Source organism: Streptomyces sp. NPDC097981 (assembly GCF_040302565.1).
Taxonomy (GTDB): domain Bacteria; phylum Actinomycetota; class Actinomycetes; order Streptomycetales; family Streptomycetaceae; genus Streptomyces.
In genome coordinates this window covers 124,625-148,867 of sequence record NZ_JBEORW010000020.1, presented here as the reverse complement: position 1 = coordinate 148,867, position 24,243 = coordinate 124,625, and the positions used below count along the sequence as shown (strand labels likewise).

Sequence of the window (24,243 nt, the reverse complement as noted above, 5' to 3'; positions counted from 1 at the left end):
TGACCTCAGAGCTCGAAGGCTCCGGCGTCGAAAGTGCTCACCTACCGGCGGCTACGGAACCGAGCATTCCCCGGTTCCGTAGCTCCCATTAGGCGTCGGCGGTGAAGCGGTCGCGCAGCGCCGCGTACTCCGCGTCCGTCAGCAGGCCCGCGCTGTACAGCTCGGTCAGGTGGTGCAGTCGTTCGTCCGTGCGGGCCGCCGGGACCGAGGCCACCGGGGTGCGGTCGCGCAGGGCGGCGAGGACGGCCGCCGCGAACGGCAGCGACTCGTGGACCGACCCGTACCCGACGGCGAACACCGCGGCGGCCAGGTCGTGGTCGGGGCGCGGGTCGCCCGTGGCGTCCCGCAGCAGCAGCCTCAGGTGGCCGCCCGGCCCCTCCGGCGAGCTCCACTCGACACCGGCCAGCGCGGCCAGCGGGTAACGCTGGTCGCCCGCCTTCCACTTCGCGCTCGTGGCACCCGTACGCGACCAGTGGAAGGTGACCGCCGAGCCGTCGAAGCCCAGTCGTGCGTCGTACGCCTTCAGCTGGAGCGGCGGCTCCGGCACCCGGACGAGGAATCGTTCCGCCGGGTCGGCCGCCCCGGGGCCCAGCCGGGCCCGTACGGCGTCCGCGAACTCGGCCGCCTGCCCGGCCCGGTCCCCCGGCAGCACCAGCCGGTACGGGTCGCAGACCTCCCGCAACTGCCCGGCAGCGGCCTCCATCAGCGGATCCGCACCCGGCCGCGGCACGGCATGCAGGACCACCGTGTCGCGCTTGCCCCCGGACCCGGTCGCGCTCACGGTCACCCCCGACAACGCCTCGAAGGGGATCCGCCGCGCCCCGAGGGCGTGAAGGAGTCTCGGCGTCCTCGGCGTTCTCATCCCCCGTGCGAAGCGGATGAGCACCGAGTCCGAGTCGAACTCCCAGACGGCATGATTTCCGGCCAGTACGTCACCCATGCGGCACATGGTAAAGGGACGCACCCCTGTGCGTCCCCCTCGGTGCAGAGCCCGTTTTCCAGGGCTCTACCCGCGTCAGTCCCCGTCTGTCCCGGAAATTCCACGGCGGCATGCAGAGTCGCCGGTCGCGCACACGACGGAAGCGAACTTGCCGGTTCCGATTTTGGCGAAGTTGTCCAAGGATCCCGTCCCTGGCTCGAAATAGCCGGTGTGGAGCTTCGCCCCGGCCGAGGACAGCAGCCGCGACCCGAAGTCCGGCGACACCGGATCCGCCCCGTGGCCGACCCCGCCGACCTCCAGGTGCGGTACGTCCGCGATCCAGTCCCCGGAGTCCCGCGTGGCCCACACCCGGGCCGACGTGTGCAGCTCGGCCGCCGAACCCACGCGCATCCCCGGGCTGCCCGCCACCACCACGTCGGTCACCCGCTCCGGCAGTGTGTGCGCGGCGACCCCGCACACCACCGATCCGTAGCTGTGGCAGAACAGCGCCACGCTCGCGTCCCCGGGCAGCGCCGCGGTCAGCGCCTCCAGCCGTACGGCGCCGTCCACCGCCATCCGGCCGGTGGCCGCGTCTATGCCGACCCCGGTGGGGGCGGTGTAGCCGGCCCAGGCGATGACCGCGGTCCGGCTGTCGGGAGCCGCCGCGCGCTGGGCCTCGTACAGCGACTGCGCCATGCCGACGGGGGCGGTGAGGCGGCGCTGGGTGCGCTCGAAGGTGAGGGCGTCGGTGTCGACGCCGGGGACGACCACCGAGATCCGGTCGGCCCGGTCGAGGTCGCCGAACACCTCGGCGACGCGGCCGCCGCCGGTGGGGTCGAAGGCGAGGATCTGCCGGCCCGGCAGGGCCAGGGAGGCGAAGCGGTGGGAGCGCCGGCCGGCCGTGTTGCGATCGGCCGGGGTCAGACTGACGTCCCGGCTGCGGGCCTCGTCCACCTGCTCGGCCTGCTCCAGGGCGCGCAGGTTGGCCCGGTAGCGCAGCGCGGCGGGCACCCCGTCGAGGTTGCCGACGACCAGGGGGTAGCCCTCGGCGAGCTGGGCCCGCTGGGAACCGTCGAGGCCGGCGAAGAACCGGGCCACCGTCCGTACGGGGGCGTCGGCGGGCGGCACGGGCCGGCCGTCGATCCGGGCCGTGGCCCAGGCGGAGAGGGCGGCGGCCCGCAGGGAGGTGCCTGCGTCGGGGCGGTGCACCGCGGTCCAGCCGGTGGTGGCCAGCATGATGAAGACCACCGCGAGCGCGAGCAGGGTGCGCAGGGCGGCCGGGCGCGGGTCGGCGCCGGCGGTGGGGTGAGCAAGGCTGGACAGGTTCACTGGGACCAGCGTATGAGACAGGATCCGGACACGGTGCCCAGGGTGACCGGGTTCACGGCCGACGACAGGACCTCGTACGGGCGTTCAGCGCCAGTGCGCGGCCAGCGACGGGCCGATCTGGTCAACGCAGGCTTCGGTCATGCGCCGGATCGAGCCCACGCTGGCGTCCTCCCCCTGTCCCCACAACCGCCCGGTGACCCTCATCACCCCCGAGAACGCGGCGACCGCCACCCGGGGCCGCGGGTCCGCGTCCACGTCCAGGCCCTCGCGCTCGGCGATCAGCCGGGCGATCCGCTCCTCCAGCTCGGTGGAGCGGCGCAGGTGGACGGCGAGCAGCGCCGGGGTCGACTCGATGAGCCGGTAGGTGCGCATGTAGAGGTCGACCGGGACCACGTCGCGCAGGACCTCGTCGAGGGTGTCCCAGGCGCCGAGCACGGCTCCCCGCAGGGCTTCGAGCGGCCCCTCGGCGGCCGGCCGGGCGCGCAGCGCGGCGACGAGGTGCGATTCGACCAGGTCCTGGACGGCGAAGGCCACCTCCTCCTTGTTGGCGAAGTACCGGAAGAAGGTGCGCTGGGAGACCTCCACGGCGTCGGTGATCTCGTCGACGGTGGTGCGCTCGTACCCCTGCTCGACGAAGAGGAGGAGTGCGGAGCGCAGCAGCGCGTCCCGGGTGCGCCGTTTCTTGCGTTCGCGCAGCCCGGGCGCCGGCCCCGGCCGCTCGTCGGTGATCACCGAGGGGTGTCCTTTCCGCATGCTCCGCATGCCGAATCTGACGCCGAGTGGGCGGACAGGGTATCGGTGACGGCCCCGGCCGGGGGCCGCCCCGTTAACCCGTTGGTGAAGACCCCGAGGTCCACGCCGGGCCGCGGGCGCCCCGCACAGCCGTCAACCGGATGCGCGCGACCGCCCCGCCGGACGGTTCCGGCAGGACTGTCGCCTATCCGGATGGACCCGCCCCCGGCCCCTTCCGCCCGGCAGTCCTCGCAGGTCAGCGTGGTGTCCGAGGCGCTCTGGAACCGGTCCGGGGTGCCCGGTCCACAAGGAGTTGACCCGTCATGCGTACGAGTTCACCCGCACGGTCCACCACCGTCCTGGCCGCAACCGTCCTGGCCCTCGCCGCGTTCGTCCCGAGCACGGCGAGCGCCGCGCACGCCGCCGGCCCGCCGCCGGGCAAGGCCCCCGCGTGCGCCACCGGGCAGCTGTGCCTGTGGGCGAAGCCGGAGTTCAAGGGCACCCGCCACACCCACGAGCTGAGCACCCTGGACATCAACAGCTGTACGGCACTGCCCGCCGGGACCAGCGCCCAGTCGCTGATCAACCGCACCGGGCGGCCGGTGACCACCTACCAGTCGGCCGAGTGCGCGGAGACCGGCGAGTTCCAGACCTATCCGGGCGACGGGGTCTGGCTGCCCGAGTCGCCCTACCTGGTCCGGGCCTTCAAGGTGTGGGACCGCTGACGGCACCCGCCGCCGGGGCCGCCTCGGGCGTCCGGGCCGGTACGTCGGCTCCCGCGCCCGGGGCGGCCCCCGCGCCCGGGAGGACGCCCGCTCCCGCTCCGCCCAGTCGGCCGATCTCGGCGCGCAGCGCCCGTACCTCCGCGGCCAGCTCGGCGATCGCGGCGGTCTGAGCCCGCTCCACCTGGTCGTCGAGCTCGAAGCGGGAGATGAACCAGGCCGCGATGTTGGCGGTGACCACACCCAGCAGGGCGATCCCAGACAGCATCAGCCCCACCGCGAGCACCCGGCCCAGCCCGGTGGTGGGGGAGTGGTCCCCGTACCCCACGGTCGTCATCGTGGTGAAGCTCCACCACACGGCATCGCCCAGGTTCTTGATGTTGCCGTCGGGGGCGTCCCGCTCCACGCTCAGCACGGCCAGCGAGCCGAACATCAGCAGCCCGACCACCGCTCCCGCCACGTACGTGGTCAGCCGGATCTGCGGAGCCATCCGAGCCCGCCGGCCCACCAGCAGCAGGGTGGACACCAGCCGCAGCAGCCGCAGCGGCTGGAGCATCGGCAGCAGCACCGCGCCCAGGTCCAGCCAGTGGGTCCGGACGAACGCCCTCTTCGCCGTCGACAGGCCCAGCCGCATCAGGTAGTCGGCGGCGAAGGCCCCCCACACCACCCACTCGGTGACGGTGCACGCCCGGTGCACGCCCGCGCCCGCGTCGGGCACGACGATCGGCACGGTGTACGCGACGGTGAACGCCATGGCGAGCACGAGCAACGGAGTCTGGCTCCGCCGCTCCCACCGCAGCTGGCGGGAGGGTTCCTTCATCGGGAGGGTTCCTTCATACGGAGCATCGTAAGGAACAGGTAAAGCGAAGCGGGCCCCCGGCGCTGCCGAGGACCCGCCTCGACGGCACCGGGCCGGGACCTGAGCCCCGGCCCGCCGCCGTCACCCGCTCACCCGTTCCGGACGCGGTGCGCTACGCGTCGCCGCCCGCCGCGCCCGGGTCCGCCGCCGAGACGTCCAGCAGCCGGTACCGGTCCACGGCCTGCTTCAGCGCGGAACGGTCGACCTTGCCCTGTTTGGCCAGCTCGGTCAGCACCGACAGCACCACCGACTGCGCGTCGATGTGGAAGAAGCGCCGGGCCGCGCCGCGCGTGTCCGCGAAGCCGAAGCCGTCCGCACCCAGCGAGGTGTAGGCGCCGGGCACCCACCGCGAGATCTGGTCGGGGACGGACCGCATCCAGTCCGAGACCGCCACGAACGGCCCCTCCGCACCCGACAGCTTCCGCGTCACGTACGGGACGCGCTGCTCCTCCTCGGGGTGGAGCAGGTTGTGCTCCTCCGCCTCGACGGCCTCGCGGCGCAGCTCGTTCCAGGACGTGGCCGACCAGACGTCCGCCCGGACGTTCCACTCCTCGGCCAGGATCCGCTGGGCCTCCAGCGCCCACGGAACCGCCACGCCCGAGGCCAGGATCTGCGCGCCGATGGCTCCCGCAGAGCCCGCGGACACCCGGTGGATGCCCTTGAGGATCCCGTCCACGTCGACGTCCGCCGGTTCGGCCGGGTGCTGGATCGGCTCGTTGTAGACGGTCAGGTAGTAGAAGACGTCCTCGGCATCGGGCCCGTACATGCGGCGCAGGCCGTCCTGCACGATGTGCGCGATCTCGTACCCGTACGCCGGGTCGTACGCCACACAGCCGGGGTTCGTCGACGCCAGCAGCTGGGAGTGACCGTCGGCGTGCTGGAGGCCCTCACCCGTCAGGGTGGTCCGGCCGGCGGTCGCGCCGAGTACGAAACCGCGCGCCAGCTGGTCGGCCATCTGCCAGAACTGGTCACCCGTGCGCTGGAAACCGAACATCGAGTAGAAGACGTAGACCGGGATCAGCGGCTCGCCGTGCGTCGCGTACGCCGAACCCGCGGCGATCAGCGAGGCCGTGCAGCCCGCCTCCGAGATGCCGTCGTGCAGCATCTGGCCGGTCGGGGACTCCTTGTACGCCAGCAGCAGGTCGCGGTCGACCGCCTCGTACTGCTGGCCCAGCGGGTTGTAGATCTTGGCGCTCGGGAAGAACGCGTCCATGCCGAACGTGCGGTACTCGTCCGGGGCGATCAGCACGAACCGCCTGCCGATCTCCTTGTCCCGCATCAGGTCCTTCAGGATGCGCACGAACGCCATGGTCGTGGCGATCGACTGCTGCCCCGAGCCCTTCTTGGCCGCCGCGTACGCCTTGTCGTCCGGCAGCTGCAGCGGCTTCGCGCGCACCACGCGGGTCGGCACGTAGCCGCCCAGCGAGCTGCGGCGGTCGTGCATGTACTGGATCTCCGGCGAACCGGGGCCCGGGTGGTAGTACGGCGGGGCGCCGTTCTCCAGCTGCGCGTCGGTGATCGGGATGTGCAGGCGGTCGCGGAAGCGCTTGAGGTCGTCGACCGTCAGCTTCTTCATCTGGTGCGTCGCGTTGCGGCCCTCGAAGTTCGGGCCGAGCGTCCAGCCCTTGACCGTCTGCGCGAGGATCACCGTCGGCTGGCCCTTGTGGGCCTTGGCCGCCGAGTACGCCGCGTAGATCTTCTTGTGGTCGTGGCCGCCGCGGCCCAGGTGCAGCAGCTGCTGGTCGCTCATGTTCTCGACCATCGCCCGCAGCCGCTGGTCGTCGCCGAAGAAGTGGTCGCGGATGTACGCGCCGGTCTCGGTGGCGTACGTCTGGAACTGGCCGTCCGGCGTCGAATTCATCTTGTTGACCAGGATGCCGTCGCGGTCCTGCGCCAGCAGCGGGTCCCACGAGCGGTCCCAGATCAGCTTGATGACGTTCCAGCCGGCGCCGCGGAACTGCGACTCCAGCTCCTGGATGATCTTGCCGTTGCCGCGCACCGGGCCGTCGAGCCGCTGGAGGTTGCAGTTCACGACGAAGGTCAGGTTGTCCAGGCCCTCACGGGCGGCGATCGACAGCTGGCCGAGCGACTCCGGCTCGTCCATCTCGCCGTCGCCGAGATACGCCCAAACGTGTGACTTCGAGGTGTCGGCGATCCCGCGCGCCTCCATGTACCGGTTCATCCGGGCCTGGTAGATCGCGCCGAGCGGGCCGAGACCCATCGAGACGGTCGGGAACTCCCAGAAGTCCGGCATCAGCCGCGGGTGCGGGTAGCTGGACAGGCCGTACGGAGCCTTCGACTTCTCCTGCCGGAACGCGTCGAGCTGCTGCTCGGAGAGCCGGTCCAGGAGGTAGGCGCGCGCGTAGATGCCGGGGGAGGCGTGGCCCTGGAAGAAGATCTGGTCGCCGCCGTCGCCCTCGTCCTTGCCCCGGAAGAAGTGGTTGAAGCCCACGTCGTAGAGGGAGGCCGAGGAGGCGAACGTGGCGATGTGCCCGCCGACGCCGATCCCGGGACGCTGTGCGCGCGAGACCATGACGGCCGCGTTCCACCGGGTGGCGTTCAGGACCTTGCGCTCGATCTCCTCGTTGCCGGGGAAGAACGGCTCGTCCTTGGTGGCGATCGTGTTGACGTAGTCCGTGCTGCGCATCTCGGGCACGGCCACACGCTTCTCGCGGGCCCGCTCGATCAGCCGCAGCATCAGATAGCGGGCGCGCTCACGGCCCCGCTCGTCCACGGCCGCGTCCAGGGAGTCGAGCCACTCCTGCGTCTCCTCCGGATCGAAGTCCGGGACCTGGCTCGGCAGGCCGCCAATGATGATCGGATTGCGATCGGATGCGGAAGCCACGCTGTTCCTTCGCTGTCAGGGGAGTCGTGCCATGGGGTTTCGCCGCCTCCCATCGTCTTACGCCCGGTCGGAATCGTCACCTGTACCACTGGGTAATCACTGGAGTCGCGGCGTTTCGGGGCGCCGTCGGCGGCGGGTCCGGCCAAACCGCAACCTTACGCCCAAGACGATCAGTCGCTTCGTAAGACCGTTCGTCCCTCAAACAGGTAGGAAAGTCACCAAGCGATGCCGAATCAGCTGGAATGGTGTGGGATGAATCACCAGAGGTACACCCGGGAAGGCTGAAAGTTGCGGCGAGACGGCCGTAATCGTCACCGTTTCGACGGTCTCGGCGGCCGGGTACTTGCGCGATCCGCCGCTCCCGTGTGGACTACGCCCAATGCTGCGCGTACGCGCGCCGCCGAAGACATTCACCGAACATGAGCAGGAGGCACCCCGTGAGCGCGACCGCGGACCACGCGGAGAGCCTGGCCGCCCGGCTGGGTTTCCAGTCCGAACAGGTGGTCCAGGAGATCGGCTACGACGACGACGTCGATCAGGAGTTCCGCGAGGAAGTCGAGGAACTGATCGGCAACGACCTCGTCGACGAGGACTACGACGACGTGGCCGACGCGGTGCTGCTGTGGTTCCGCGACGAGGACGGTGACCTGACGGACACCCTCGTCGACGCCACCGAGCTGGTCGAGGACGCCGCGCTGATCCTGCTGCTGACCCCCAAGACGGGCCGCCCCGGCTACGTCGAGGCCAGCGACATCAGCGAGGCCGCCCAGACCGCCGGCCTGTCGCAGACCAAGAGCGTCAGCGTGGGCAAGGAGTGGAACGCCAGCCGCTTGATGACCCCGAAGGCCGCCAAGTCCAAGCGCTGAGCCGCGCCCCGCAGCCAAGCGGACACACACCCCGTCGGCCGGAATCCGTTCCGGTCGGCGGGGTGCGTGCGTTCCGGGCATCCGGTCCCCATAGGCTGGGCCCACCCGAACAGCCCAGTGCAGGGATGCGGGAACGAAGGGATGCGAGAGATGGCGATCGAGGTCGGCAGCAAGGCCCCGGACTTCGAGCTCAAGGACAACCACGGCGCCACCGTGCGGCTCTCCGACTTCCGGGGGGAGAAGGCCGTGGTGCTGCTCTTCTACCCGTTCGCCTTCACCGGTGTCTGCACCGGCGAGCTGTGCGAGCTGCGCGACCAGCTGCCGCGGTTCCAGAACGAGGACGTCCAGCTCCTCGCGGTCTCCAACGACTCCGTGCCGACCCTGCGGGTCTTCGCGGACCAGGAGAACCTGGACTACCCGCTGCTGTCGGACTTCTGGCCGCACGGTGAGATCTCCCGCGCGTACGGCGTCTTCGACGAGGAGAAGGGCTGCGCGGTCCGCGGCACCTTCATCATCGACAAGGACGGCATCGTGCGCTGGACTGTCGTCAACGGCCTGCCGGACGCGCGTGACCTGAACGAGTACGTCAAGGCCCTCGACAGCCTCTGAACACGCCGGGCCGTCGGGCACCCGGTGTACTTGGAGCACCCCGGGCGGGTTCCGGGAACGGTTCACCGGGAAAGACGCCGACAGGCGGGAACCCGTCACTAGGATCGAAACGTTGATCCCGGTAGAAACCGCACGACGGGGCGCCGCCCCACACATGAACCCAATGGAGGACCCGTGGGAGTCAGCCTCAGCAAGGGCGGAAACGTCTCGCTGACCAAGGCCGCGCCGAATCTGACGGCGGTCGTCGTCGGTCTGGGCTGGGACGCTCGCACCACCACGGGCGTCGACTTCGACCTCGACGCCAGCGCGATCCTGACCAACGACCAGGGCAAGGTCGCCAACGACTCGAACTTCGTGTTCTTCAACAACCTGAAGAGCCCGGACGGCTCGGTCGAGCACACCGGTGACAACACCACCGGTGAGGGCGAGGGCGACGACGAGGCGATCAAGGTGAACCTGGCCGGTGTCCCGGCAGATGTCGCCAAGATCGTCTTCCCGGTCTCGATCTACGAGGCCGAGAGCCGTCAGCAGAGCTTCGGCCAGGTCCGCAACGCGTACATCCGCGTGGTGAACCAGGCCGACAACTCCGAGCTTGCCCGCTACGACCTCTCCGAGGACGCCTCGACCGAGACCGCCATGGTCTTCGGCGAGCTGTACCGCAACGGCGCCGAGTGGAAGTTCCGCGCCATCGGCCAGGGTTACGCCTCCGGCCTGCGCGGCATCGCCCAGGACTTCGGCGTCAACGTCTGAGCCTGCCAGCAGTCACCCGTCCGGCGCCGTGCACTGTGTGTACGGCGCCGGACGTGCTTTGCGAAGATTCACCGCCGGCCCGCCACGCGGGCGCGCCGCGATCACCACGTCGTCCGGGGAGGACCACAACATGGGCGTCACACTCGCCAAGGGGGGCAACGTCTCCCTCTCCAAGGCCGCACCGAACCTCACCCGGGTCCTGGTCGGTCTCGGTTGGGACGCGCGCTCGACCACGGGGGCCGATTTCGACCTCGACGCCAGCGCGCTGCTGTGCCGCGACGGCCGGGTCCTGGGGGACGCGTACTTCGTCTTCTACAACAACCTGAAGAGCCCCGAGGGCTCCGTCGAACACACGGGGGACAACCTCACCGGCGAGGGTGAGGGCGACGACGAATCGATCATCATCGACCTGACCAAGGTGCCGTTCGAGGTCGACAAGATCGTCTTTCCGGTCTCCATCCACGAGGCGGAGGCCCGCCGCCAGAGCTTCGGCCAGGTCAGCAATGCCTTCATCCGCGTGGTGAACGACTCGGACGGCCAGGAGCTCGCCCGCTACGACCTCACCGAGGACGCCTCCAGCGAAACGGCAATGATCTTCGGCGAGGTGTACCGGTACGGCGGCGAATGGAAGTTCCGCGCAGTGGGGCAGGGGTACGCGTCGGGCCTCCGGGGCATCGCTCTAGACTTCGGGGTCAACGTTTCGTAAAGCCGTACAAGACGATGGGGTGCCAGTGGTTCTCAAAACCTTCGGCTGGTCGTTCGCAGTCACTGCGCTCGGTCTGGTCGCAGCGGTGTTCTACGGGGGGTGGACCGCATTCGGGATCGTTGCGATCCTGACCATCCTTGAGATCTCGCTGTCCTTCGACAATGCGGTGGTCAACGCCGGAATCCTGAAGAAGATGAACGCCTTCTGGCAGAAGATCTTCCTCACGGTCGGCGTGCTCATCGCCGTGTTCGGCATGCGCCTGGTCTTCCCCGTCGTCATCGTGGCGATCAGCGCCAAGATCGGGCCCATCGACGCGGTCGATCTCGCCCTGAACGACAAGGAGATGTACGAGCAGCTGGTCACGGACGCCCACCCGTCCATTGCCGCCTTCGGCGGCATGTTCCTGCTGATGATCTTCCTCGACTTCATCTTCGAGGACCGGGACATCAAGTGGCTCGCCTGGCTGGAGCGCCCGCTGGCCAAGCTGGGCAAGATCGACATGCTCTCGGCGTGCATCGCGCTGATCGTCCTGGTCATCACCTCGATGACGTTCGCCACCCACGCCCACCAGCACGGCGGGACCCACGTGGACAAGGCGCAGACGGTCCTGGTCTCCGGCGTCCTCGGACTGATCACCTACATGATCGTCGGCGGCCTCTCCGGCTACTTCGAGAACCGCCTCGAAGAAGAGGAGGAGGCCGAGCACGAGGCCGAGGAAGCGGCCAAGAAGAGCGGCAAGCCCGTGACGGCCGTCGTCATGGCGGGCAAGGCCGCCTTCTTCATGTTCCTCTACCTCGAAGTCCTCGACGCGTCCTTCTCCTTCGACGGGGTCATCGGCGCCTTCGCCATCACCAACGACATCGTGCTGATGGCCCTCGGCCTCGGCATCGGCGCCATGTACGTCCGGTCGCTCACGGTCTACCTGGTCCGCCAGGGCACCCTCGACGACTACGTCTACCTGGAGCACGGCGCGCACTACGCCATCGGCGCGCTCGCGGTGCTCCTGCTCGTCACCATCCAGTACGAGATCAACGAGGTCATCACCGGCCTCGTCGGCGTGGTGCTCATCGCCTGGTCCTTCTGGTCCTCGGTGCGCCGCAACAAGCGGATGGAACTGGAGGGTTCCGCCGCCGAGGCATGATCGCGGCGGTAATGCGGAACGCTCCAACTGCGGGGCGGCCGGGCTGGTCTGCGGACTGCCGGGCCGCCCCGTCCGCGTAGCAGAGGGGGGACAGGGGAATGGGATTCTTCGACGGGATCAGGGGCAGCCGTGCCCTGCAGTTCGACTCGGGCAGCGCCTCGTCGAACGCGATCGAGCTGACCAAGCGGCATCCGACGGTGTCGCTCACCAAGCAGGGGGCGGTCCACGGGAACCTGCGGGTCAATTTGTCCTGGCGGATGCGCAGCTCGGACATCGGCGGCCGTGACGGCCAGGGCAGCCGGCTCCTGCGGCACCCGTTCAAGCTGTTCAAGCCCGACATGGTGCAGGCGCACACGCAGGGCATGGTCAACGTGGACCTCGACCTCGGCTGCCTCTACGAGCTGGCCGACGGCACCCGGGGCGTCGTCCAGCCGCTGGGCAACCTCCACGGGGACATCAACGGCCCGCCGTACGTGAAGCTCAGCGGCGACGACCGGTTCGGGGCGCCTTCCGGTGAGACGGTCTTCGTCAACCTCGACCACGCCGAGGAGATCAAGCGGCTGCTGGTGTTCGTCTACATCTACGACCAGACCCCGGCCTTCGACCGGACGCACGCCATGATCACCCTGTACCCGATCACCGGGCCGCGGATCGAGATCCCGCTGGAGGAGCGGCACCCGCAGGCCCGCTCCTGCGCGGTGCTCACCCTGGAGCACGTCAAGGGCGAGCTGATCGTGCGGCGCGAGGTGAAGTTCGTGTACGGGTTCCAGGCCGAGCTGGACCGGCTGTACGGGTGGGGCCTGCAGTGGGGGCGGGGCTACAAGAGCACCAAGGCCTGACGGGGCCCGGCCGGTCCCCGGCCAGAGCGCCGGCGGACCGCCCCGGCGGCTTCGGCCGCCGGGGGACCGCGTCAGCGGCGGATGAACTGCGGGCCCTGGACCGGCAGCCGGAACGTCGGGTCGCCGCCCGGGCCCGGCACCGGGGCCGGGGACACCGGCTGCGGGTACCCGTACGCCGGCTGCACGGCCGGCGGGGCCTGCGTCAGCGGCGCCGGCGGGCCCGGCGGCGTGGGCGGGCGCATCGCGGCCGTCTGCTCGGCGGCCGGCCCGGCGGCTTCGGCGGCCCCGGACGAGCCCTCGGCCGCGTTCTCGTCCACGGAGATCCCGTGGTCGGTCGCCAGCCCCACCAGCCCGTTCGAGTAGCCCTCGCCCAGCGCGCGGAACTTCCACCCGTCGCCGCGGCGGTACAGCTCCCCGCAGATCAAGGCCGTCTCGGCACCCGTCTCGGGGCGCACGTCGAAGTAGGCCAGCGGCTCGGAGCCGCCGGTCGCCGTGGCGTCGTACAGCAGGATCCGCAGGTCCTGGACCCGCTGGAACGGCACGTCCTCGGCGGAGACCACGACGAGGATCCGGTCGACCCCCGGCGTCACGGCCCGCAGGTCGGCCTGGACGGCATCGGTGACCGAGTCCCCGATCTGCTTCTTGCCGAGCCGCCAGACGGCCCCCGAGGGGTGCCGGGGCTGGTTGTAGAAAACGAAGTCCTCGTCCGAGCGCACGCGCCCGTCCGGGCCCACGAGCAGCGCCGAGGCATCGACGTCCGGCACCTCGGTGCCGCCGGTCCAGCGCAGCACCGCCCGGACCGCCACGGCGGTCACCGGGATGTTCGAGCCCTTCTGCATCGCGTGCGTCATGCCCGTCATCCTGCCCTCCCGGGGCGGCGCGGAACAACGCGGCCCCCCGCAGGGCCTTGTCGCGGACGAAAGACCTGGGCATGGTGCAAGAGGGTTACCTGAACTTCATGTGCTTGAGGAACTTTTGACTCACATTCGTACGTACTATTACCGGCCACGCCAGTTGGGCCGCCGAGGCAGTACGGGGGAAGCACATGCGTCACTTTGGGCACATATCGCCCGCCGTCCGTAAGGACCTCTTCCACCAGGAGCCGGCCGAGTTCACCGCCGCCTCGCCCGCCCGTGTTCTCGCCGCCGCCCTCGGAGCCACCCTCTACAGCCCGGCCACCCGCCCGAACCTCGCCGGGGACGTCCGCAAGCAGACGGCCCGCGGAGTCGTCTCCATGGTCCTCTGCCTGGAGGATTCCATCAGCGACGCCGAGGTCGCGGACGCCGAGGACAACCTCGTCCGGCAGTTCGCCGCCCTCGACGCCGACGGCGGAGAGCTCCCGCTCCTCTTCATCCGGGTCCGCACCCCCGAGCAGATACCCGACCTCGTGCACCGTCTCGGCCGCTCCGCACGAAAACTGGCCGGATTCGTACTCCCCAAGTTCACGGAGAGCCGCGGAACCGACTTCCTCGACGCCGTGGCCCGGGCGGAGGGGGAGAGCGGGCAGCAGCCGCTGTACGCGATGCCCGTCCTGGAGACCCCCGACCTCCTCCACCTCGAAACCCGCGTCGAAGCCCTCGCCGGCATCTCCCGCACCGTGAACCGGTACCGCGACCGCGTCCTGGCCCTGCGCCTCGGCGTCACCGACTTCTGCTCGGTCTACGGACTGCGCCGCACCCCGGACATGACCGCCTACGACGTCCAGATCGTCGCCGGCGTGATCGCCGACGTGGTGAACGTGCTCAGCCGCGCCGACGGCACCGGCTTCACCGTCACCGGACCGGTCTGGGAGTACTTCCGCAGCCAGCAGCGCCTCTTCAAGCCCCAGCTGCGCCGCAGCCCCTTCCTGGAGGAAGGCGCCGAGGAACTGCGCACCACCCTCATCGAGCACGACCTCGACGGGCTGCTGCGCGAGATCGAACTCGACCGGGCCAACGGACTCCTGGGCAAGACCTGCATCCACCCCGCGCACGTCACGCCCGTCCACGCGCTGTCGGTGGTCTCCCACGAGGAGTTCAGCGACGCCCAGGACATCCTGCGCCCCGAGCGCGGCGGCGGCGGAGTCATGCGCTCCGCCTACACGAACAAGATGAACGAGGTGAAGCCCCACCGGGCCTGGGCCGAGCGCACCATGCTGCGCGCCGAGGTCTTCGGTGTGGCGAAGGAGCAGGTCGGCTTCGTCGACCTGCTCGCGGCCGGGCTCCAGCTGTGAGCCGGCCCTTGACGACGGAAAGAGGCAAGACGATCGACGCGGTGTGGTCGGGAACCTGGGTCGCGGACCGGCTGGGCGTACGGCTGGAAGAGGCCGACGGTCCGGGATCGCCACGGCTGGACGAGCTGCTCGGGCTGGCGCTGCGACGCAACCCGAAGCGGGCGCACCTGCTGGTCTCGCAGGTACTGGGCAAGCACGTCCCGCAGTCCCCGCAGGCCGTCTACGACGCCGGCCACGGGCTCGGCCGGCGGGTCGGCGCCCTGCTGGGCGACGAGGCCGCCTCCGCCGTGGTCCTCGGGTACGCCGAGACCGCGACCGGGCTCGGCCACTGCGTGGCCGACGGCCTCGGCGCGGCCCCCTACCTGCACTCCACCCGCCGCCCCGTACCGGGCGTCGAGCCCGCCGGCGGGTTCGAGGAGTCCCACTCGCACGCCACCTCGCACCTGCTGCTGCCCGAGGACGCGAAACTGCTGGCCGGCAACGGGCCGCTGGTCCTGGTCGACGACGAGTTCTCCACCGGCAACACGGTCCTGAACACCATCCGAGACCTGCACGCCCGCCACCCCCGCACGCACTACGTGGTGGTCGCCCTCGTCGACATGCGCTCCCCGGCCGACCGCGACCGGCTCACCGCGTTCGCCGCCGAGCTCGGCGCGCGCGTCGACCTGATCGCCCTGGCCTCCGGCACGGTGCACCTCCCCGACGGGGTCCTGGCCAGGGGACAGGCCCTGGTCGAGGAGTACGAGCCGCAGGGCGCGGGCACCGCTTCGCCGGACGCGGCCGCTCCGGATCTCGCTCCCGCCGCCCCGGCGCCGGTCGGCCGGATCGCGCTGGACTGGCCCGCCGGGGTCCCAGACGGCGGCCGGCACGGGTTCACCCCCGGGCACCGCGCCCGGCTGGAGGCGGCCCTGCCCGCGCTCGCCCGGCAGCTCACCGACGCGCTGGGCGCCGAGCCCGGGAAGGTCCTCGTACTCGGCAACGAGGAGCTGATGTACGCGCCGCTGCGCCTCGCGCAGGCCCTGGAGGAGTCCGGGGCCGCGTCCGAGGTCCGGTTCTCGACCACCACCCGCTCGCCCGTCCTCGCCGTCGACGACCCCGGATACGCCATCCGCACCCGGCTCGTCTTCCCCGCGCACGACACTTCCCCGGCCACCGCCGGGGGCACCCCCACCGTCGACGGGCCCGGCGACCGGTACGCCTACAACGTCGCGGGCGCCGGCTTCGACACCGTCGTCGCCGTCGTCGACACCCACGGGGACACCGGTGCACTGCACGCCCCCGACGGGCTCCTCGCGCGCCTGGCCCCGCATGCCGGCCGGGTCCTGCTCGCGGTGGTCCCCTCGTACGCCCCCGGCGTTCACTCCGACCGGCGGGAGCCGATCATGCCCGAGCCGATCCTGCCCGAGCCCCTGCGCGGACCCGCCTTCTCCTCGTACGCCGCCGAGGACGTCGGCTGGCTGCTCCAGGACCTCTCCGACGTGGTGCTCGAAGCGCCGACCGAGGAACGCGAGGAGGCCATCCAGGCCGGCGGCGCGCACTACGCCGAATCGCTGCCCGTCGAGTACCAGCCGTCCCCGCAGTACCAGGAGCTCTACCGGAGCGCGCTGACCGCCTCCGCCGCCCGCATGGCCCGGGCCGTCGGCACTGTCACCGAGACCGTCCTCGCCGAGCGGTCCCCCTCCCCGGTGCTCGTCTCGCTGGCCCGCGCCGGCACCCCCGTCGGCGTCCTGATGCGCCGCTGGGCCCGGGCCCGGCACGGCCTGGACCTGCCGCACTACGCCGTCTCCATCGTCCGCGGCCGCGGCATCGACCCCAACGCGCTGCGCTGGCTGGCCGCCCACCACGACCCCGCCGACGTCGTCTTCGTGGACGGCTGGACGGGCAAGGGCGCCATCACGCGCGAGCTGTCGGCCGCCCTCGCCGCCCACCGGGTTGAAGCAGGGGGCCCGGCCTTCAACCCGGAGATCGTGGTCCTCGCCGACCCCGGCTCCTGCGTGTCCACGTACGGCACACGCGAGGACTTCCTGATCCCCTCCGCCTGTCTCAATTCCACCGTCTCCGGGCTGATATCGCGTACGGTGCTCAGGTCCGACCTGGTCGGGCCCGCCGACTTCCACGGCGCGAAGTTCTACCGCGAGCTCGGCGGAGCCGATGTCTCCGCCGGCTTCATCGACACCGTCGCCGCCCGCTTCGACGAGGTTGCCGTCGACGTCGACGCCGAGGTCAAGGAACTCCTCGCCACCGACCGCACCCCCACCTGGGAGGGCTGGGCGGCGGTGGAGCGGATCAGCGAGGAGTACGGCATCCACGACGTCAACCTGGTCAAGCCCGGCGTCGGCGAGACGACACGGGTGCTGCTGCGGCGCGTGCCGTGGAAGATCCTGGCGCAGCGCGGCGCCGGGGCCGACCTGGACCACGTACGGCTCCTCGCCGAACAGCGCGGGGTCCCGGTGGAGGAGGTCGACGGCCTGCCGTACACCTGCGTCGGACTGATCCACCCCCGATTCACGCGCGGCGCCACCGGCGCCGACGGAAAGGCTGTGGCCTCCAAGTGACTGTCCTGGTAGCCAGTGATCTCGACCGCACGCTCATCTACTCCACGGCCGCGCTCGGCCTCACCATGCCCGACCCGGCGGCCCCGCGGCTGCTGTGCGTCGAGGTGCACGAGAGCAAGCCGCTCTCGTACATGACGGAGACCGCGGCGGCGCTGCTCGCCGAGCTGACCGCCGATCCCGCGGTGGTCTTCGTCCCGACCACGACCCGCACGCGCAAGCAGTACCAGCGCATCCGCTTCCCCGGACGCCCCGCCCCGTACGCGATCTGCGCCAACGGCGGACAGCTGCTGGTGGACGGGGTCCCGGACCGGGACTGGCGGCGCCAGGTGGCGGCGCGGCTCGCACAGGAATGCGCCCCGCTGGAGGACGTGCAAGGGCACCTGCTGGCCACGGCCGACCAGGCATGGCTGCGCAAGGCGCGCACCGCGGAAGACCTGTTCGCCTACCTGGTCGTCGAACGCGCCCTGGTGCCGCAGGAGTGGATCAAGGCGCTGACGGAATGGGCCGAGGACCGCGGCTGGACGATCTCCCTCCAGGGCCGCAAGATCTACGCCGTGCCGCGCCCCCTGACGAAGAGCGCCGCCATGCGCGAGGTGGCCCGCCGCACCGGCGCGTCCACGACCCTCGCCGCCGGCGACTCCCTCCTGGACGCGGACCTGCTGCTCGCGGCGGACGCCGCCTGGCGCCCGGGCCACGGCGAACTGGCCGACACCGGCTTCACCGCGCCGACGGTCACGCCGCTCGCCGCGGCGGGCGTCCTGGCCGGCGAGGAAATCGTGCGGGCATTCGCCCGGGCAGCCGCCCGGGCGGCGGGCGGAGTCGGCACACTGGGCGCATGACCAAAGGCAACAGCACGAAGATCACCGACGAGCTCTACCGCTACATGCTCGACCACAATCCCCCGCTGGACGAGGTCCAGCGGGGCCTGGTGGCGACGACGTACGAGAAGTTCCCGGACGTCGCCGGCATGCAGTCGGCCGAGGAACAGGGCCCCATCCTGGCCTTCCTGGTCCGGCTGACCGGCGCCCGCCACATCGTCGAGATCGGCACCTTCACCGGCTTCTCGACCCTGTCGATGGCACAGGCACTCCCGGCGGACGGCGTGCTGATCGCCTGCGACATCTCGGAGGAATGGACCGCGTACGGCCGCGAGGCCTGGAAGGCGGCGGGCGTCGCCGACCGGATCGACCTGCGGATCGCCCCGGCGCTGGACACGCTGCGCGCCATGCCGCAGGAACCGCACATCGACCTGGCCTACGTCGACGCGGACAAGCAGAGCCAGATCGCGTACTGGGAGGAGCTCGTTCCCAGGCTGCGCCCGGGCGGGCTGATCGTCACCGACAACACCCTGTTCCACGGCACGGTCCTGGACGAGTCCGCCACGGGCGCGGCGGCGGGCGTCCGCGCCTACAACGACCACGTCGCGGCCGATTCCCGCATGGAATCGGTCCTGCTGGCGATCTCGGACGGCCTCACCCTGTCGCGCAAGCGCTAGGGCTTTTCCTCCGTCAGCAGCAGCCCCCGCCGCCGCAGCAGCCCCCGCCGGACGGCGCGGGGGCACTGCTGGTCCCGCCCACGGCAACGGCGGACAGCAGCTTCACGGTGTCGCCGTGCCCGGCCGGGCAGTCGGCGGGAGCGGACGACTCGGCCATGGGCCGGCTGACCTCAAAGGTGTCGTCGCAGGTCCGGCAGCGGAATTCGTAACGAGGCATGGCCCAAGGCTACAGAGCCCGCCGACACCCGCCACAGCCCCGGGGCCCGGATTCCCTATGCTCCGCTGCCCGCCCCGGCCCGGGCCCGGTCCTCCCGGGCGGCCTGCTCCGGGTTGCGGGCACGCCAGTACGGATTGTCGTGCGGCAGTGCGCTGCCCACCCGCCCGTACATCCCGAACCACATCAGCATCACGCCGACGACAAAGCTGAACAGCACGTTCTGGATCTGGAAGGCCAGGAAGTTCAGGCCGGTGTCCAGCAGGGCGAGATTGACGAACCCGCTGGCGATGAACGCCAGCCCGAGCACGATGTTGAGGGTGGACGCGAAGTTCCCGCCCATCACCATCCCGACGAACAGCAGCAGCCCGATACAGATCGACAGCACGCTCAGCGAGCCGTTGGTGTTCAGCGTGAGCACCCTCGCGCCACCGGTGTCGAAGAACCCGATCCGGTCGATCAGCCCGAGGATCCCGAAGACGATCAGCAGCAGCCCCGTCAGACCCGCGCCCACCCGGTACACGTGGCTGAGCTTGTGATCCACGGGCAGATGCTCGTCGAGCCGGGCATTGACGGGACGCGCGACGCGCCGCACCAGGTAGGGGACGTGCGGTGCAGGCAGCTCGATCGGCCCATGGGCCACGTACGGCGCATAGTGCTCATGGGGCTCATGGCACCCGTACGCCGCATGCGAAGCGGTCACGGGAGGCGCCTGAGGAGCCGCCCGGGAGGCACGAGACGCGTGGAAAACGTGGACGGCCATACCGCCCTCCTCTGCTCCGTAGCCTGCACCTCCCAGCATCCGCCGATGCCTACCCGGGGACAAGCGCGAGCCTCACCCGTTTCCGCGCTGCCCCCGCATATCGGCGACGACCCGAGCCACGGCGGCACGCACCTGCTCCATCTCCTGCAGGAAATGCCAGTAATCGGGATGCCGCCCCTCCAGCCCGGCCAGCGCCCGCTCCATCCGGGCCACCGACTCGTCCAGCGGCCCCGCATGCCGCGGATCGGGCACACTGCGGCCCTCCATCGCCAGCCGCTGCGCATCCCGGATCGCGAACCTGGTCCGCTGCACCTCCGCCTGAGGGTCCCGTGCCACCGCCTCCAGCCGCGACAGCCGGTCCTGCGCGGCCGACACCGCCTCGTCGGTGGCATCCAGCGCACCCCGCACCGACTCGACCAGCGCGCCCACATCCGCCCAGCGCTGCTCCTCACGCGCCCGCGCGGCCTCCGCCAGCTGCTCCTCGGCCCGCGCCACGTCCCGTACGGCCTGATCAGGCACCTGCTGCAGGTCCTGCCAGCACGCGGCACTGAACCGCCGGCGCAGCTCACTGAGGACCGGATCCACCCGGTCCGCCCGATTGCGCAGCGCCTGCGCCCGGGTCCGCAGGCTCACCAGCCGCCGGTCGATCTCCGCAGCCCGCTCCGGGAGCCGCGCCACCTCGGCCCGTATCGCCTCCGCGTCACGCAGGATCCGGTCCGCGCGCTGGACGGTCTCCTGCACCCCGTGCTGCGCGGCGCCCTGGTTCAGCAGCGTCAACTCGGGCCCGAGCGCCGCCAGCCGCGCCGCGAACTCGTCGGCCCGCATCCCCTTGCCGCGCACCTCGTCCAGCGCCGTGCTCGCGGCGAGCAGCGCCGCCTTGGCCCGCTCCCGGGCGGGCGCCACACGCGCCAGCTGCGTCTCGGCCTTGTCCAGCAGCGGCTGCAGACCCTGCGCGAACCGGTCCAGCTCGCCCTTGACCCGTACGAGCTCGTCCCGCGCCCGCGTCAGCTGCTCCCGCGCTCGCGTGGCGACCGACCCCTCAAGATCGACCCGGTCCAGGTCGTGCGCGTCGACGGCCTCGATGTACACATGGCTGACCTCGTCGATCCGCCGCCCGAGCGCGGCGAACCCGTCCCCGGCCTGCCGCGCCGCGGGCGACCCGTCGGCGGCCGCGATGGTCTCCATGGAGATCCGCAGATCCCGCTGTGCGGTGTCCAGCTCGTAGAACGCGGCCGCGGCGGCATCCTTCGCCGCCTGCGCATCCGCCCGCCGACTCTCGTCCCGCCCGCCGAACCACCGCCGGGATGCCGTCGTCACAATCCCTCTCCCGTACCGCGTCCGCCATGCCCCGGTCCATTCTCTCCCACGGGAACGGGTTTGCGTGGGGGGTGCGCCTGCCATGTAGGCTGTCCACTCATCCACGGGTGTGTAGCTCAGGGGTAGAGCGCTGCTCTTACAAAGCAGATGTCGGCGGTTCGAAACCGTCCACGCCCACCAGCACGAAGGCCCCCAACCGATCTTGGTTGGGGGTCTTTGGCGTCTGCGGGTGACGGCAGTTTTCCTTCGGCCGGCCGATCCGTGCGGAGCGCCGGCGTGGCTGCACCGGGCGAAATCGCCTGCCATCACTGCACAGTTCATTGGCGCGGGAGTCTTGACGGCCTGTCGAGGGCCCGTGCGATCGTCGACGGATGGGCGAGTGGATCGCAGGGGGCGCCGCGCTCCTGGCGGTGGTGGCCGGGGGTGTGGCGTACGTCGTACTGGACCGGGTGGCCAGGGAAGGGTTCGAGCGGCGGCGCGACGCCGAGCGGGCGCGGCTGCTCGCGCAGGTGGCGGAGCCCGCACCGGGCGCGGGGGACCCGAAGTACGCCGATGTCGGGGGGCTGCCGGCCGGGCGGGACGGGCACGGGGACGCCGAGTTCACCTCCGTGCTCGTGGAGTACTACGCGTACGGGCTGACGCAGGCGCGCAGCAGCTTCACCACCAGCCAGCGGTTCGCCGGGGTCGGCGCCGCCATCCTGCTGCTCGGGGTGGCGCTCGCCGTGTGGAAGGCCGAGAGCAGCGGCGAGCTGTATCTCGGGGTGGTCACCAGCTCGGTGGGCCTCGTCGTCACGCTCATCGGACAGCTGTTCCACCGGCGAGCCGACATCGCGCTCAGGCACATGGCCGCCCAGACCGCCTCCCTGCGCGAGGACCGGCGGGCGGCCGCCGCCCTGCAGCAGGCCGTAGAGCTGCTCGACGAGGTCGCGGATCCCGAGCTGCGGGCGCGCCTGCAAGCCGGTTTGATCATGAAACTGTCCGGGGCCGAGCTCCCCCCGTAGCGCGATAGTGGGGGTATGTGCCGTTCCATTAAGACCCTGCGCCCGCCCGCCATCCCCGAGAAGGCCACCGAGGAGGAGATCCGCGCCGCCGCACTGCAGTACGTACGGAAGGTGTCCGGGTTCCGGGCGCCCGCCGCGCACAATCAGGAGGTCTTCGAGGCCGCCGTGGAGGCGATCGCCGAGGCGACGCAGGACCTGCTGGAGGGGCTGCGGGTCAGAGGCGCCGTGGCCACCGCCTAGCGGAGCGCTGCGGCCCCGTCGTCTGCCGGCGGGACCACCGCGACCGGGCAGCCGGAGTGGAGCAGGACGGCAGTGGTGACCGAGCCCGGGCGAGCGGAGAGCGGGCGCCTGCGGTGGCGGCCGACGACGACCAGGTCCGCGGACCGGGCGGCGGCCACCAGGTGTCCGGCCGCGCCACCCGGCGCCGCCACCAGCTGGACCTGTACGCGGGGGAAGCGCTCCATGTGCGGGTACAGGTGGGCCATGGCCACCGTCGTCGCCTGCGCCACCACCCGGAGCCGGGCCCCGCGCAGGGCCGCTTCACGGAAGCCGAAGAAGGTGGCCCGGTCGTCCGGGGCGGCACTGCTCAGGCCGAATACGACCTGCCCGTACGGATCCCGTACGGGCGGCTCGGCGTGCGGCACGACCACCACCGGGCATGCGGCGCGGCTCGCGCAGGCCAGGCCGCTCGATCCGAGCAGCCGGCTCCCGAAGCCGCCGCGCCCGCGCGAGCCGAGGACCATCAGCCGGGCGCCCTCGCCGAGGTCCGGCAGCACGGCGTCGGGGGTGCCGGGGTGGGAGACGTACTCGATCGGGGGGAGGCTCGTACGGCCGGCGAGGCCCCGCGGACCCTGACGAGCACCGGGTCGTCGTCGACGCCGGCCCGGTCGAAGGTGCCGGAGAGGACCGCGCCGATCGTGTTCATGTGGAGGCGGGCATGCACGATCCGCAGCGGGGTACCGGCCATCAGCGCCTGGGAGACGGCCCATTCCAGCGCGCGGCCGCCGTGCGGCGAACCGTCGACGGCGGCTATGACGGGGCGCAGCCCCCGGTCCACGGCGTGCGGCGGCTCCATGGCGGGCTCCTTGCAGAAGGCGGAGTACGTGGACTCAGCCTGGCGGGGGGTCCGGGCCCGGCGGGAGCGGGGAAGGTCCCGAGCCGGGCGGGACCATCGGGCACTCCCGGCCCGGGGTCAGCTCGTGCGGGAGCGGCGGCACAGTACCCGGTCGCCCGCCCCGCCGCGGGCCGCACCCGGGGAGACCTGGAGGGAGACGGTGACGCGCCGGCCCCCGGCGCTGCCGAAGAGGTTGGTGGCCTCAAGGTTGCCGGGGGCAGCGGTACGTCGTCGAACGCGATGGACGAAGCCGTGCCGGACTTCGTCCCGCAGCCGGTGACGTTCAGGCTGACCCGGTCGCCCGGGGCGACGGTGGTCGGGGAGACGGTCGCCGAAGGGGAGGCGGCGGTTCAAAGGCTCGGCGAGCGGTTTGGTGGGCATGGAGAGGACTCCTCGGCTCCTCGAAACGGCGCGGCCAGGGCACGGATGTGCGCGGATTCGGTTGCGCATCGTGCTGTGGACGCCAGGAGCCGCGGCCCGGGGCGGCGATCGGGGCCGGGTGAACGGGTGAGCCCTGGTCCGCCCGGGGGAGGGGAATCGACCCGGCCGTCGAGCCGCCGCCCGGGTTACGCCGCCGGAGCCGCCGTCTGCACGGGGCGGCGGACGACGAACGCCGCCAGGGCCCCCGCGGCGAAGAGGGCGATCACGGACACCGCCGTCCCGAGCCAGGCAGCACCGAGCCACTGGGTGCCGAAGTACCCCAGGGCCACGCTGTACCCGGCCCAGGCCATGCCCGCCAGGACAGACCAGGGCAGGAACTCCCTCACCTTGCGGTGGGTCTTGCCTGCACCCAGGGACACCACCGAGCGGCCGGCCGGGGCGAAGCGCGCGATCACCACCAGGGCGCCGCCGCCGCGGGCCAGCGCCGCACCCAGGCGCTCCTGGGCACTGGTGAGCCGGCGGGACCGGGCGATCGCGCGGTCCAGCCTGGCCCCGCCGCGCCGGGCCAGCCGGAACGCGGCCATGTCACCCAGCACCGATGCGGTCGTGGCGATCACCAGCAGCGCGAGGATGTCCGGCACCCGCGCCGGAACCGGCACCGGCCCGGCTGCCCCGGCGGCCGCCGTTGCCGCTGCAGCGGTGATCACGAGAACCCCGCTCGGCAGCACCGGCAGGAAGACGTCGAGCACGACGGACAGCGCCACCACGGCATAGATCCATGGGCTCGTGGTCAGCGACCCCAGAGTCTCAAACACAGCGGGACTCCCCAGTCCGATTGGCGTGCTTCTGCATGAAGCGCCGCGACGTCGCGGGG

26 protein-coding genes and 1 tRNA gene are annotated in these 24,243 nt (G+C 71.5%); 14 read left to right on the top strand and 13 right to left on the bottom strand.

The window, feature by feature from the left end:
* Positions 1-88 precede the first annotated feature (88 nt).
* From ABTY04_RS20875 to ABTY04_RS20865, 3 genes are all read right to left on the bottom strand, one after another.
* On the bottom strand, positions 89-940 hold the full coding sequence (locus ABTY04_RS20875) for a DUF4429 domain-containing protein (RefSeq protein ID WP_352214829.1): 852 nt from the start codon (positions 938-940) through the stop codon (positions 89-91).
* A 75-nt stretch (positions 941-1,015) separates the two neighbouring features.
* Positions 1,016-2,155: an alpha/beta hydrolase gene (locus tag ABTY04_RS20870; RefSeq protein WP_352214840.1), complete on the bottom strand. Its 1,140-nt coding sequence runs from the start codon at positions 2,153-2,155 to the stop codon at positions 1,016-1,018.
* 177 nt (positions 2,156-2,332) lie between these two features.
* On the bottom strand, positions 2,333-2,977 hold the full coding sequence (locus tag ABTY04_RS20865) for a TetR/AcrR family transcriptional regulator (RefSeq protein ID WP_502996684.1): 645 nt from the start codon (positions 2,975-2,977) through the stop codon (positions 2,333-2,335).
* Between the two features lie 326 nt (positions 2,978-3,303).
* Here ABTY04_RS20865 and ABTY04_RS20860 point away from each other — a divergent pair, with 326 nt between their 5' ends.
* Positions 3,304-3,705, top strand: coding sequence for a peptidase inhibitor family I36 protein (locus ABTY04_RS20860; RefSeq protein ID WP_352214827.1), 402 nt, complete (start codon positions 3,304-3,306; stop codon positions 3,703-3,705).
* Here the strand turns inward: ABTY04_RS20860 and ABTY04_RS20855 are convergent.
* Positions 3,686-4,522, bottom strand: coding sequence for a potassium channel family protein (locus ABTY04_RS20855; RefSeq protein ID WP_352214826.1), 837 nt, complete (start codon positions 4,520-4,522; stop codon positions 3,686-3,688). The genes ABTY04_RS20860 and ABTY04_RS20855 overlap by 20 nt on opposite strands.
* A 151-nt stretch (positions 4,523-4,673) precedes the next feature.
* A complete protein-coding gene (aceE, locus tag ABTY04_RS20850; protein ID WP_352214825.1) occupies positions 4,674-7,406 on the bottom strand; it encodes a pyruvate dehydrogenase (acetyl-transferring), homodimeric type in 2,733 nt (910 codons plus the stop codon).
* Positions 7,407-7,843: 437 nt separating this feature from the next.
* Here aceE and ABTY04_RS20845 point away from each other — a divergent pair, with 437 nt between their 5' ends.
* From ABTY04_RS20845 to ABTY04_RS20820, 6 genes are all read left to right on the top strand, one after another.
* On the top strand, positions 7,844-8,272 hold the full coding sequence (locus ABTY04_RS20845) for a DUF3052 domain-containing protein (protein WP_352214824.1): 429 nt from the start codon (positions 7,844-7,846) through the stop codon (positions 8,270-8,272).
* A gap of 150 nt (positions 8,273-8,422) precedes the next feature.
* Positions 8,423-8,881: a peroxiredoxin gene (locus ABTY04_RS20840; RefSeq protein WP_352214823.1), complete on the top strand. Its 459-nt coding sequence runs from the start codon at positions 8,423-8,425 to the stop codon at positions 8,879-8,881.
* A 174-nt stretch (positions 8,882-9,055) separates the two neighbouring features.
* Entirely contained in the window at positions 9,056-9,631 is a 576-nt protein-coding gene (locus ABTY04_RS20835; protein WP_352214822.1) for a TerD family protein, read from the top strand.
* Positions 9,632-9,761: 130 nt separating this feature from the next.
* Positions 9,762-10,337 carry a TerD family protein gene (locus ABTY04_RS20830; protein WP_352214821.1) on the top strand — a complete coding sequence of 192 codons (576 nt, stop codon included), beginning with the start codon at positions 9,762-9,764 and terminating at the stop codon, positions 10,335-10,337.
* A 25-nt stretch (positions 10,338-10,362) separates the two neighbouring features.
* Positions 10,363-11,478, top strand: coding sequence for a DUF475 domain-containing protein (locus ABTY04_RS20825; protein ID WP_352214820.1), 1,116 nt, complete (start codon positions 10,363-10,365; stop codon positions 11,476-11,478).
* 98 nt (positions 11,479-11,576) lie between these two features.
* Positions 11,577-12,317, top strand: coding sequence for a TerD family protein (locus ABTY04_RS20820; protein ID WP_352214819.1), 741 nt, complete (start codon positions 11,577-11,579; stop codon positions 12,315-12,317).
* Between the two features lie 71 nt (positions 12,318-12,388).
* On the opposite strand, the gene ABTY04_RS20815 is transcribed toward ABTY04_RS20820, so the two are convergent.
* Positions 12,389-13,168 (bottom strand): TerD family protein, encoded by a 780-nt coding sequence (locus ABTY04_RS20815; protein ID WP_352214818.1) that lies wholly within the window; start codon positions 13,166-13,168, stop codon positions 12,389-12,391.
* A gap of 194 nt (positions 13,169-13,362) precedes the next feature.
* On the opposite strand from ABTY04_RS20815, the gene ABTY04_RS20810 reads away from it, so the two are divergent.
* The 4 genes from ABTY04_RS20810 to ABTY04_RS20795 are packed head-to-tail and all read left to right on the top strand — an operon-like array spanning position 13,363 to position 18,579.
* On the top strand, positions 13,363-14,529 hold the full coding sequence (locus tag ABTY04_RS20810) for an HpcH/HpaI aldolase/citrate lyase family protein (RefSeq protein ID WP_352214817.1): 1,167 nt from the start codon (positions 13,363-13,365) through the stop codon (positions 14,527-14,529).
* Between the two features lie 8 nt (positions 14,530-14,537).
* Positions 14,538-17,084 carry a phosphoribosyltransferase gene (locus tag ABTY04_RS20805; RefSeq protein WP_352214816.1) on the top strand — a complete coding sequence of 849 codons (2,547 nt, stop codon included), beginning with the start codon at positions 14,538-14,540 and terminating at the stop codon, positions 17,082-17,084.
* Positions 17,081-17,923: an HAD family hydrolase gene (locus ABTY04_RS20800; protein ID WP_352214815.1), complete on the top strand. Its 843-nt coding sequence runs from the start codon at positions 17,081-17,083 to the stop codon at positions 17,921-17,923. Before ABTY04_RS20805 ends, ABTY04_RS20800 begins: the two co-directional genes overlap by 4 nt.
* Complete coding sequence (locus tag ABTY04_RS20795; RefSeq protein WP_352214814.1) at positions 17,920-18,579, top strand: O-methyltransferase; 660 nt, start codon at positions 17,920-17,922, stop codon at positions 18,577-18,579. Before ABTY04_RS20800 ends, ABTY04_RS20795 begins: the two co-directional genes overlap by 4 nt.
* A 13-nt stretch (positions 18,580-18,592) precedes the next feature.
* Here the strand turns inward: ABTY04_RS20795 and ABTY04_RS20790 are convergent, their stop codons facing one another.
* The 3 genes from ABTY04_RS20790 to ABTY04_RS20780 form a co-directional block, all read right to left on the bottom strand.
* Positions 18,593-18,796, bottom strand: a complete 204-nt coding sequence (locus tag ABTY04_RS20790) for an FmdB family zinc ribbon protein (protein ID WP_352214813.1) — start codon at positions 18,794-18,796, stop codon at positions 18,593-18,595.
* 55 nt (positions 18,797-18,851) lie between these two features.
* The gene (locus ABTY04_RS20785) at positions 18,852-19,556 is read right to left on the bottom strand and encodes a DUF4383 domain-containing protein (RefSeq protein WP_352214812.1); all 705 of its coding nucleotides are present in this window, start codon (positions 19,554-19,556) and stop codon (positions 18,852-18,854) included.
* Between the two features lie 72 nt (positions 19,557-19,628).
* Positions 19,629-20,873 carry a hypothetical protein gene (locus tag ABTY04_RS20780; protein WP_352214811.1) on the bottom strand — a complete coding sequence of 415 codons (1,245 nt, stop codon included), beginning with the start codon at positions 20,871-20,873 and terminating at the stop codon, positions 19,629-19,631.
* Positions 20,874-20,978: 105 nt separating this feature from the next.
* Here ABTY04_RS20780 and ABTY04_RS20775 point away from each other — a divergent pair.
* The 3 genes from ABTY04_RS20775 to ABTY04_RS20765 all read left to right on the top strand — a co-directional run bounded on the left by ABTY04_RS20775 (position 20,979) and on the right by ABTY04_RS20765 (position 22,114).
* Positions 20,979-21,053 (top strand) — tRNA-Val (locus tag ABTY04_RS20775).
* Between the two features lie 191 nt (positions 21,054-21,244).
* On the top strand, positions 21,245-21,874 hold the full coding sequence (locus ABTY04_RS20770) for a TRADD-N-associated membrane domain-containing protein (RefSeq protein WP_352214810.1): 630 nt from the start codon (positions 21,245-21,247) through the stop codon (positions 21,872-21,874).
* 15 nt (positions 21,875-21,889) lie between these two features.
* Complete coding sequence (locus ABTY04_RS20765; protein WP_352214809.1) at positions 21,890-22,114, top strand: DUF2277 domain-containing protein; 225 nt, start codon at positions 21,890-21,892, stop codon at positions 22,112-22,114.
* Here the strand turns inward: ABTY04_RS20765 and ABTY04_RS41185 are convergent.
* The 4 genes from ABTY04_RS41185 to ABTY04_RS20750 form a co-directional block, all read right to left on the bottom strand.
* The gene (locus tag ABTY04_RS41185; protein ID WP_502996683.1) at positions 22,111-22,650 is read right to left on the bottom strand and encodes a universal stress protein; all 540 of its coding nucleotides are present in this window, start codon (positions 22,648-22,650) and stop codon (positions 22,111-22,113) included. The genes ABTY04_RS20765 and ABTY04_RS41185 overlap by 4 nt on opposite strands.
* Complete coding sequence (locus ABTY04_RS41180) at positions 22,617-22,949, bottom strand: universal stress protein (protein ID WP_502996682.1); 333 nt, start codon at positions 22,947-22,949, stop codon at positions 22,617-22,619. Before ABTY04_RS41180 ends, ABTY04_RS41185 begins: the two co-directional genes overlap by 34 nt.
* 117 nt (positions 22,950-23,066) lie before the next feature.
* The gene (locus ABTY04_RS20755; protein ID WP_352214808.1) at positions 23,067-23,369 is read right to left on the bottom strand and encodes a hypothetical protein; all 303 of its coding nucleotides are present in this window, start codon (positions 23,367-23,369) and stop codon (positions 23,067-23,069) included.
* Between the two features lie 185 nt (positions 23,370-23,554).
* Complete coding sequence (locus ABTY04_RS20750; RefSeq protein ID WP_352214807.1) at positions 23,555-24,184, bottom strand: DedA family protein; 630 nt, start codon at positions 24,182-24,184, stop codon at positions 23,555-23,557.
* Positions 24,185-24,243: the final 59 nt, after the last annotated feature.